Consider the following 8,598-nt stretch of genomic DNA (forward strand, 5'->3'; position numbering starts at 1 on the left):
GCGAAGCAGTCCCCTTCTCTTTAGATAGATAGGGGGCCGCTCCGCAGCCCAGCGGGAGCAAGCTCCCTCGCCACAGGGGTTGTGTGAGTCCTTCGATTAGCGACGACTCACTCGCCGGTACCGGAAAACACCGCGACAATTTCATCGATGACCGCCCGAACCCTGGCCGTGTGCCGCAGGTCCGCGTGGGTCACCAGCCAGACGTCATAGGGCACCGGTCGCGTGCGCTCCGGCCATAACCTGACCAGCCCGTCCCTCTCCCCCATGTACACCGGAATTTCCCCGATCCCGAGCCCCGCCACGATGGATCGGCGCACCAGCAGACCGGAACTCAGACTCGCCACAATCCGCCCGCGCCCCAGCGGTTCCGAGACCAGGGTCATGTCTTTATTGCCTTGCAGGTACGGCTGATACACCACCAGGTCATGCCCTTCGAACGCCGAGCCCGGCGTTGGCACGCCATGGGCATCTACGTAATTCTGAGAAGCAAACAAACCCACCGGCCAGCGTGCGATGCGACGGGCGATCAGGTCCGGGTTGTCCGGCCGGGTGTTGCGCACGGCGATGTCGGCTTCACGTTTGGCCAGGCTGAGAATCTGCGTGGAGGCGTCCAGTTGCACGCGCACGTCGGGGTGCTGTTCATGTAAGTGGGCAATGGCCGGGATCAGAAAATCGATGGCCAGGGAATCGGTGGTGCTGACCCGCACCAGCCCGGTCAGTCGATCGTCGAGCCCCTGAATCCGACGCTCCAGTTCCAGTGCCGAATGCTCCATTTTTTCCACGGCCGTCAACGCCGCCTCCCCCACCGCTGTCAGCGCATAGCCTTCAGAGGTGCGCAGAAACAGCGTCGCACTCAACGACTTCTCCAGCGCCGCGATCCGTCGACCGACCGTGGCCTGATCGACCCCCAGCACCCGCGCCGCGCCCCGCAGCGTCGACTCTCGGCACACCGCCAGAAACACCCGTGCGTCATCCCAATTCATACGGCTCCCCCACTGATGCAGATTTGCATCACCATAGCGCAAACTCGCTGCGTTATTACATCAACCGATCGGGATAGTCTGAAGGCCAGCGTAAAACCTTCTCAGGACCTTTCCCATGCACAGCATATCGACTACCCCGCGCAGCGCGATCTGGCTGCCGATCTTCGCCGGCCTCAGCGCCAGCCTGGTGAGCATCGGCCTGGCGCGGTTTGCCTATACGCCGCTGATTCCCTCATTGATCCAGGCGCACTGGTTTTCCGCCAGCGACGTGGTGTACCTCGGCGCCGCCAACCTCGTGGGTTACCTGATCGGTGCGCTGATCGGCCGGCCAGTGGCCAACCGCACGTCGAACAAAACCGCGTTACGCCTGATGATGCTGGCCGTGACCTTGTCGTTTTTCGCCTGTGGTTTTCCATTGTCGGTGAGCTGGTTCTTCGGCTGGCGATTGCTGTCGGGGGTTGCCGGTGGCGCGATCATGGTGTTGGTGGCCGCGACGGTATTGCCCCACGTGCCGGCGTCCCGCCGAGGTCTGGCCAGCGGTGCGATTTTCCTCGGCATCGGCCTGGGCATCGCCGGCTCGGGGACGATTGTGCCGCCGCTGCTGAGCCTTGGCTTGCAGCAAACCTGGTTTGGCCTGGGGCTGCTGTCACTGCTTCTGACAGCCACGAGTTGGTTCGGTTGGCCGAAAGAGGCGCATCATCAAGCCGTTGCGGTGTCGATCGAGAAAACCACCACATCAACCGACCCGGGGGTGTTCCTGCTGTTCGCTCAATACGCCTTCATGGCCGCCGGGCTGGTGCCGGCCATGGTGTTTTTGGTGGATTACGTGGCCCGCGGCCTCGGCGCCGGCCCGCACATCGGCGCGCTGATCTGGGTGATGTACGGACTGGGCGCGATCATCGGGCCGGTGAGTTACGGTTTTCTGGCCGATCAACTGGGCGCAAAGCTGAGCATCCGCCTGGTGCTGGTGGTGCAGGCGATTGCCGTCGGCCTGCTGTCGATTTCCAGTTCGTTTACGGCGCTGGCCGTGTTGGCCGTGATCCTCGGTTCGTTCCCGCCGGGCATCGTTCCACTGGCGCTGGCGCGGGTGCATGAACTGCTGCCGAACCATCACCAGCAGCAGATTGCCTGGAGCCGTGCGACGGTTTCATTCGCCACCTTCCAGGCGATTGCCGGGTTTGCGTATTCGGCGCTGTTCAATGCCAGCGGTGGTCAGCATGGGTTGTTGTTTGTGATTGCGGCGGGCGCGATTGTGATTGCACTGTTGCTGGAACAGGCCATGCGTTTGCTGAACAGACCCACTGTAGGAGTGAGCCTGCTCGCGAAGACGTAGGCAGATCCCGCAGCAATGTGACTGACATACCGCTATCGCGAGCAGGCTCGCTCCTACAGGGGGGCGGTGGTTTGGACTGAATTATTGATTCACTGATGCGATCCCATTTACAGACGACTTTCTCCACAGGACTCCAACATGACTTTGCCCCACACCATGACCCTGATTGAAATCACCGAGCCCGGCGGCCCCGAGGTGTTGAAGCCGCGCCAGGAACCGGTGCCCACGGTCGGCGCAGGCGAAGTGCTGATCCGTGTGCACGCCGCCGGGGTCAACCGTCCCGATGTGATTCAACGCGCCGGCAAGTACCCGATGAAACCCGGCATGAGCCCGATTCCCGGGCTGGAAGTGGCCGGTGAAGTGGTGGCCGTAGGCACCGGCGTCAGCGAATTCATCGTCGGCGACAACGTCTGTGCGCTGACCAATGGCGGTGGCTATGCGCAATATTGCGTTGCACCGGCCAGCCAGACGCTGCCCATTCCTGATGGCATGGATTGGGTGCACGCAGCGGCCGTCCCGGAAACCTTCTTCACGGTGTGGGCCAACCTGTTCGACATGGGCGGCGCCAGCAAAGGCCAGCGCGCGTTGATTCACGGCGGCACCAGCGGCATCGGCACCACGGCGCTGATGCTCTGCCGCGAATTCGGCGTCAAGGCCTTCGCCACGGCGGGCAGTGAGGAGAAGTGCGCGGCGATCCGCAAGCTGGGTGCCGAAGCGATCAACTACCGCGACCAGGATTTCGTCCAGGTCATCGCGGAAAAAACCGCTGGCAAAGGCGTCAACGTGATCATCGACATCATGGGCGGTTCGTACCTGAATCAGAACATCGCGGCACTGGGCATGGAGGGTCGCCTGGTGATGCTCGGCTTCCTCGGCGGTGCCCGCGCCAACGACGTCGACCTGATGGCGATCATGGGAAAGCGCGCGACGATCACCGGCTCGCTGATGCGCTCGCGCACCCGTGAAGAAAAAGCCTCGATCGCCGAACAGCTGCGCGAGTACGTGTGGCCGGTACTGGCTGCCGGGCGTTGCCTGCCGATGATCGACAAGGTTTACCCGTACACCGAGGCCGCGCAGGCCCATGCACGGATGGAAGCCGGCGATCACATTGGCAAGATTGTGTTGCAGGTGGACTGATCAGTAACCCTCGCCAGCCGCCAATGCGCCGCCGATGATCGCGATGCCCGAGCTGGTGCCCAGTCGCGTAGCGCCGGCTTCGATCATCGCCAGGGCGGTCGGGTAATCGCGCACGCCACCGGAGGCCTTGACGCCGATGTCGGGGCCGACGGTGCGACGCATCAGCGCAACGTCTTCCACGGTGGCGCCGCTGCGGCTGAAACCGGTCGAAGTCTTGACGAACGCGACCTTCAGTTCACGACAAATCTCGCAAGCCTTCACCTTTTCGGCATCGGTGAGCAGGCAGTTTTCCAGGATGACTTTCAGCGGCACCTTGCCGCACGCCTGCAACACCTGGGCGATGTCGTCGCGCACCTGATCAAACAAGCCGTCCTTTAACCAGCCTATGTTCAACACCATGTCGACTTCCCCGGCCCCGGCGGCAATCGCCCGCTCGGCTTCGAAGGCCTTGGTGTCGCTCAGGCCGGCGCCCAGCGGGAAGCCGACCACCGCGCAGATATTCACGCGCTGCCCTTCAAGGCACTGAGCCGCATGAGGGACTTGACCCGAATTCACGCACACCGAATAGAAGCCGTGTTCGGCAGCTTCGCGGCACAACGCAGCGATTTGCTCGCGGGAAGCATCAGGCGCCAGCAAGGTATGATCGATGTACTGCGCCAGCGCTTGGGGTTCGAGGTGTGCCATCGCAAAAACTCCTGTTTGTATATTCAAATGCCCCTGCGCCACAATCGAGGGTGATTCGCGCAAAAACGTTACAAAACTCACAAATAATGTTACTTAAATAACATCAACAATCAACCCCGGAATGCCTGTGGACAGTAAAAAAGCCGAGCGTCTCAAGCTGATTCAACAAGCCCTGCAAGACCAGAGCGCCATTCATCTGCGCGAGATGGCGGCATTGCTGGACGTGTCCGAGATGACCCTGCGCCGCGACCTCAGCAAATACACCGACCACCTGCGCCTGCTCGGTGGCTACATCACCAGAATCCACGATGGCAACGAGCCCGGCGATTACCGCGTGGCCGAACAGGACACCCGCCACGTCGAAGAAAAACGCCGCATCGGCAAACTCGCCGCCGGGTTTATCCAGCCGGGCGACACGGTGTTCTTCGACTGCGGCACCACCACGCCTTTCGTGATCGATTTCATTCCCGACGAGCTCGAGTTCACCGCGGTGTGCAACTCCCTGAACGTGCTGACCAAACTGTCGCAAAAGCCCAACTGCCACATCGTGGTGTGCGGCGGCACGTTCCATCGCAAGAACCAGGTGTTCGAGAACACCCGCGAAACCGGCATCCTCGACAGCGTGCGCCTGACCTGGGCCTTCGTGTCGGCCGCCGGCATCAGCCAGGACTTCGGCGTGACCTGCTTCAATTTCAATGAAGTGGAGGTCAAGCAGAAGGTCCTGCGCCAGGCGCAACAGCGGTTGCTGCTGGCCGACCACAGCAAGTTCGACACAGTGCGTACCGCGCATTTCGCCAACCTCGGGGATTTCCAGTTCGTGGTCAGCGACAAGAAAATCCCCAAGGCCTACCGCGACGCCATCACCGCCAGCGGCGCGCAGTTGATCATCTGATCAAGGCCTGTTGTTCCGCTGCACTCAGGTAACCGGTGGTGACGCAAAAATCCGCCGTCGCCCCTGCCGCCAGCGAACGCACATGGCCCTTGGCAGACTCGGCGCGATAGCCTTCCGGCTCGCAAGTGGACGGCAGCACAAATGCTGCCACTTGCTGATCGGGGTTGTGCAGGATCCAGCGCGCGGCGTGGTCGAATTGGTCTGGACGGTAGCGGGTGTAGAACGCCGCACCGTCGGGATGGCTCAGCAGAAAATGCGCATGACCGCTGTCGTCCGCCCGCACGCCGTCGAAGAAAAACACAATCTCGGGGTCGTAGAGCCTCGGCTGATCCAGGCAGGTGAACTGCTCCGGGTCTTTGGCCAGCACCTGCATGTATTCAGTCCAGGCCGGCGTCGGTTTGACGTGGGCCGGCACGCTGCTGCGCAAGCGCACGCGCTCGACACCCAAGGGCTCGATGAAGCGGGCGCCGTCGACATAGGCGTAATTCATGTGCGCCATGTACATCAGGTCCATCGGCTTGCCCGCCAGATTGGTCACCTGCATGGCGATGTCGAACAGCCCGGAATCAGCGCGCAACGTCACGCTGGGCGTGGCCAGGTATCGGTCTCCAAACCCTTGCGCATATTCATACTCGCCGCCGAGTCGCAGGAAACCGCCAGCGCTGTCTTCACCGACCTCCAGCCAGGCACGATCCATCGCCGCGCAAGGCATCTCGCCGTGCAGCGGATGATCGTCCTCGGGGCTCGGGCAACCGTTGCGCAACAGGCCACTGTGAAACATGAAACAGCCGTAAGTGCCGATCACCGTCGGGCTCGGCCGGGGCTGGCTGAACAGGTTGCTCATGGTCAGGTCGCAACCGTCGAACACGGCGGACCAGATCATCTGCCCCAGATACGGCAACACCACCAGACGGCCGCGACTGTTGGCCAACTCCAGCGCCAGCACGCCACTGGGGTAGACCCAGGAACTGACCGTGAACGCCTCCGACTCCAGCAAAGTTTTGCGCGCCTCGCCGAACTGCGACGGTTGCAGATTGATCCACGTGTTCATGAAGTCACCACCGCACCCACTGGCCTCCGTTCGCTGTCGGAATGACGCAGGCAACGCACCGCGTACATCACGATCACGATGAAGCACAACAACGGCACGCTGTAGGCCAGTTGCATGTTGCCGCCGCTGTAATCGGACAGCAGGCCCTGGAAGATCGGGATCACCCCGCCACCGACAATGCTCATCACCAACAGCGAACCGCCGACGCCGGTGTCTTCGCCCAGGCCGTCAATGGTCAAGCCGTAGATGGTCGGCCAGCAGGGACCGAGGAACACGCTGACGCCAACGGCGGCGTACACCGCCGTGATGTTCGGCACCAGGATCGTATACGCCAGCAACACAATGCACAGCACGCCGTACACCGCCAACACCTTGGCCGGGTGCAGTTTGCGCATCAGCACGTTGGCGATCAGTTTGCCGACAAAATAGGCGGCGAAGGTGGTCAGCAAAAACCACGACGCGCTGCGCTCATTCATGCCGCCCAACTGCATCGCCAAGCGAATGGTGAAACTCCACACGCCGACCTGTGCGCCGACGTACAGAAACTGCGCCAGCACGCCAAAGGTGAAGCGCTTGTTGCGCCACAGTCGCGACAGGCTCTGGCCGAGACTGGCGGATTTCTTGCTGGTCACCTGATTGCCCTTGCACTTCGGAAACCGGGTGATGGCGATCAGGATGAACATCAGCACCAGCACCGCGATCATCCATTTGTACGGCAGCAAGGTGGACTGGATCATTTGCAGTTGCTGGACCGCCGCGTCCGAAGCGCTCATTTGCGTGAGCTGCTCGCGGGTGGCGTCGGTGTCCTTGAACATCACGAAGCTGCCGACGTAGACCCCGGCCATCGCGCCGAATGGATGGAAGGTCTGGGAAATATTCAGGCGACGGGTGCCGGTTTCACGCGGGCCCATCAGCGTCGAATAGGTGTTGCATGCCGTTTCGAGAAACGACAGCCCCGCCGCGATCACAAACAGCGCCAGCAGGAACATGCCGTACTTGGCGGTCGACGCCGCCGGGAAGAACAGCAGGCAACCGAACATGTAGAGCATCAGGCCAATGAGGATGGTGGTCTTGTAACTGAAACGGCGGACCACCAGCGCGGCCGGGATCGCCACGAAGAAATAGCCCAGGTAAAACGCCGACTGCACGAACGCGGTCTGGAAATCGCTGAGCAGAAAGGCCTTCTTGAAATGCGCGATGAGCACGTCGTTCATGCTCGCGGCGGCCGCCCACAGCGCGAAGATGCTGCACAGCAAAATGAAGGCGAACCAGGGCGTGCGGTTCAGGTAGAAACCATCGGCCGTCTGTTGGAGCGGAGGCTTTGTCATTGTTGTTCTCCGTGGTGAGTGGTGAGGGGTGAATCAGCTCGATTTCAAGCGCCGAGCTGGCGCTGGAATTCAGCGAATGCAGTGGCGTCCGGGTAGGAGGTCTGGGTGCCCAGACCGGTGACCGAGCAGGCGGAATACGCCACGGCCTGGGTCATGGCGGCGCGGATGTCGCGGTCGCGGCTCCAGTGATGAATGAAGCAACCGATGAAGGCATCGCCTGCGCCGGTGGTGTCGCGCGCGGCAACCGACAGGCCGGGAATCTGGAACTCGCCTTCCTCGCCGACGTACAGCGCGCCTTGCTGGCCGAGGGTCACGATGACGTGGCGAATGCCGTCGGCGACCAAGGTCTGGGCGGCTTTATGGGCCGACGCCGGGGAGTCCACGACCTGGCCGGTGATCAGCGCCAGCTCGGATTCGTTGGGCACCAGGAAATCCAGGTGCGACAAATGCTCACGGCTCAGGCCGGACAAGGCTGGCGCCGGGTTGAGCAAGACTGGAATGTCGTGCGCGCGGCCGAATTCGATGGCGTGGTAAACGGTGTCGACATTGATTTCGAGCTGCAGAACGATCAGCGAGCACTCGCGCAACGCCTGGGCCGCCGCGTCGATATCCGCCGGGACCAGGTGCGCGTTGGCGCCTTTGACGATGAGGATGCTGTTGTGCGAGTCGGCCTGGACGAAGATCGGCGCCACACCGCTGGACACGCCGGGCACGCGCTGCACGTAACGGGTGTCGATGCCAAAACGCTGGAAATTGGCCAGGGTGTTATCGGCAAACATGTCATCGCCGACCTTGGTGAGCATCAGCACATCCGCCCCGAGCTTCGCCGCGGCAACCGCCTGATTGGCGCCCTTGCCGCCGCACCCGAGGGCAAACCCCGGCGCTTCGAGCGTCTCACCCTGGGCCGGCATGCGGTCGATGTAGGTGATTAGATCCACCATGTTGCTGCCGATGACTGCGATCTTGCTCATTGCTATCCCACCTTGATCCGGCTTGCCAGACTGACGCTGGACGTTGTTGTTTTGTTATTTAAATAACATTTTGTGTGATTATTCAATCTTTTTGTTGGGTGGGGTTTGAGGCAAAGACGAATGGCTTTGCGAGATGCGTGGGCAGAAGGGACGCCATCGCGAGCAGGCTCGCTCCCACATTGGAATGCGTTCCCCTGCAGGAGTGAGCCTGCTCGCGAT

At 61.8% G+C, this 8,598-nt stretch carries 8 protein-coding genes; 3 read left to right on the forward strand and 5 right to left on the reverse strand.

Annotated elements, in window-relative coordinates; genetic code table 11:
- Nucleotides 1-107: 107 nt before the first annotated feature.
- Entirely contained in the window at nucleotides 108-983 is an 876-nt protein-coding gene (locus QMX98_RS29070; RefSeq protein WP_282411765.1) for a LysR family transcriptional regulator, read from the reverse strand.
- A gap of 115 nt (nucleotides 984-1,098) precedes the next feature.
- Here QMX98_RS29070 and QMX98_RS29075 point away from each other — a divergent pair, with 115 nt between their 5' ends.
- Together QMX98_RS29075 and QMX98_RS29080 are read left to right on the forward strand one after the other, a co-directional pair.
- Nucleotides 1,099-2,316, forward strand: coding sequence for a YbfB/YjiJ family MFS transporter (locus QMX98_RS29075; protein WP_282411766.1), 1,218 nt, complete (start codon nucleotides 1,099-1,101; stop codon nucleotides 2,314-2,316).
- A gap of 138 nt (nucleotides 2,317-2,454) precedes the next feature.
- Entirely contained in the window at nucleotides 2,455-3,453 is a 999-nt protein-coding gene (locus QMX98_RS29080) for an NAD(P)H-quinone oxidoreductase (protein ID WP_282411767.1), read from the forward strand.
- Here the strand turns inward: QMX98_RS29080 and deoC are convergent, their stop codons facing one another.
- Nucleotides 3,454-4,137: a deoxyribose-phosphate aldolase gene (gene deoC, locus QMX98_RS29085; protein ID WP_145306299.1), complete on the reverse strand. Its 684-nt coding sequence runs from the start codon at nucleotides 4,135-4,137 to the stop codon at nucleotides 3,454-3,456.
- A 121-nt stretch (nucleotides 4,138-4,258) separates the two neighbouring features.
- On the opposite strand from deoC, the gene deoR reads away from it, so the two are divergent.
- A complete protein-coding gene (gene deoR, locus QMX98_RS29090; protein WP_154501237.1) occupies nucleotides 4,259-5,029 on the forward strand; it encodes a DNA-binding transcriptional repressor DeoR in 771 nt (256 codons plus the stop codon).
- On the opposite strand, the gene QMX98_RS29095 is transcribed toward deoR, so the two are convergent.
- From QMX98_RS29095 to rbsK, 3 genes are read right to left on the reverse strand one after another with little or no spacing between them, the layout of a single operon-like run.
- Nucleotides 5,022-6,080, reverse strand: coding sequence for an aldose 1-epimerase family protein (locus tag QMX98_RS29095; protein ID WP_282411768.1), 1,059 nt, complete (start codon nucleotides 6,078-6,080; stop codon nucleotides 5,022-5,024). The genes deoR and QMX98_RS29095 overlap by 8 nt on opposite strands.
- The gene (fucP, locus tag QMX98_RS29100; protein WP_154501239.1) at nucleotides 6,077-7,408 is read right to left on the reverse strand and encodes an L-fucose:H+ symporter permease; all 1,332 of its coding nucleotides are present in this window, start codon (nucleotides 7,406-7,408) and stop codon (nucleotides 6,077-6,079) included. Before fucP ends, QMX98_RS29095 begins: the two co-directional genes overlap by 4 nt.
- Before the next feature lie 44 nt (nucleotides 7,409-7,452).
- Complete coding sequence (rbsK, locus tag QMX98_RS29105) at nucleotides 7,453-8,379, reverse strand: ribokinase (RefSeq protein ID WP_282411769.1); 927 nt, start codon at nucleotides 8,377-8,379, stop codon at nucleotides 7,453-7,455.
- Between the last annotated feature and the right edge of the window lie 219 nt (nucleotides 8,380-8,598).

The organism is Pseudomonas sp. PS02303 (genome assembly GCF_029959925.1).
In the GTDB taxonomy this organism is placed as follows: Bacteria; Pseudomonadota; Gammaproteobacteria; order Pseudomonadales; family Pseudomonadaceae; genus Aquipseudomonas; species Aquipseudomonas mandelii.

Excerpts from the sequence above, each read along its gene's own strand:
- deoR (WP_154501237.1), top strand. The coding sequence starts at position 4,259 with ATGCCTGTGGACAGTAAAAAAGCCGAGCGTCTCAAGCTGATTCAACAA.
- rbsK (WP_282411769.1), bottom strand. The coding sequence starts at position 8,379 with ATGAGCAAGATCGCAGTCATCGGCAGCAACATGGTGGATCTAATCACC.
- QMX98_RS29070 (WP_282411765.1), bottom strand. The coding sequence starts at position 983 with ATGAATTGGGATGACGCACGGGTGTTTCTGGCGGTGTGCCGAGAGTCG.
- QMX98_RS29075 (WP_282411766.1), top strand. The coding sequence starts at position 1,099 with ATGCACAGCATATCGACTACCCCGCGCAGCGCGATCTGGCTGCCGATC.
- QMX98_RS29080 (WP_282411767.1), top strand. The coding sequence starts at position 2,455 with ATGACTTTGCCCCACACCATGACCCTGATTGAAATCACCGAGCCCGGC.
- deoC (WP_145306299.1), bottom strand. The coding sequence starts at position 4,137 with ATGGCACACCTCGAACCCCAAGCGCTGGCGCAGTACATCGATCATACC.
- fucP (WP_154501239.1), bottom strand. The coding sequence starts at position 7,408 with ATGACAAAGCCTCCGCTCCAACAGACGGCCGATGGTTTCTACCTGAAC.
- QMX98_RS29095 (WP_282411768.1), bottom strand. The coding sequence starts at position 6,080 with ATGAACACGTGGATCAATCTGCAACCGTCGCAGTTCGGCGAGGCGCGC.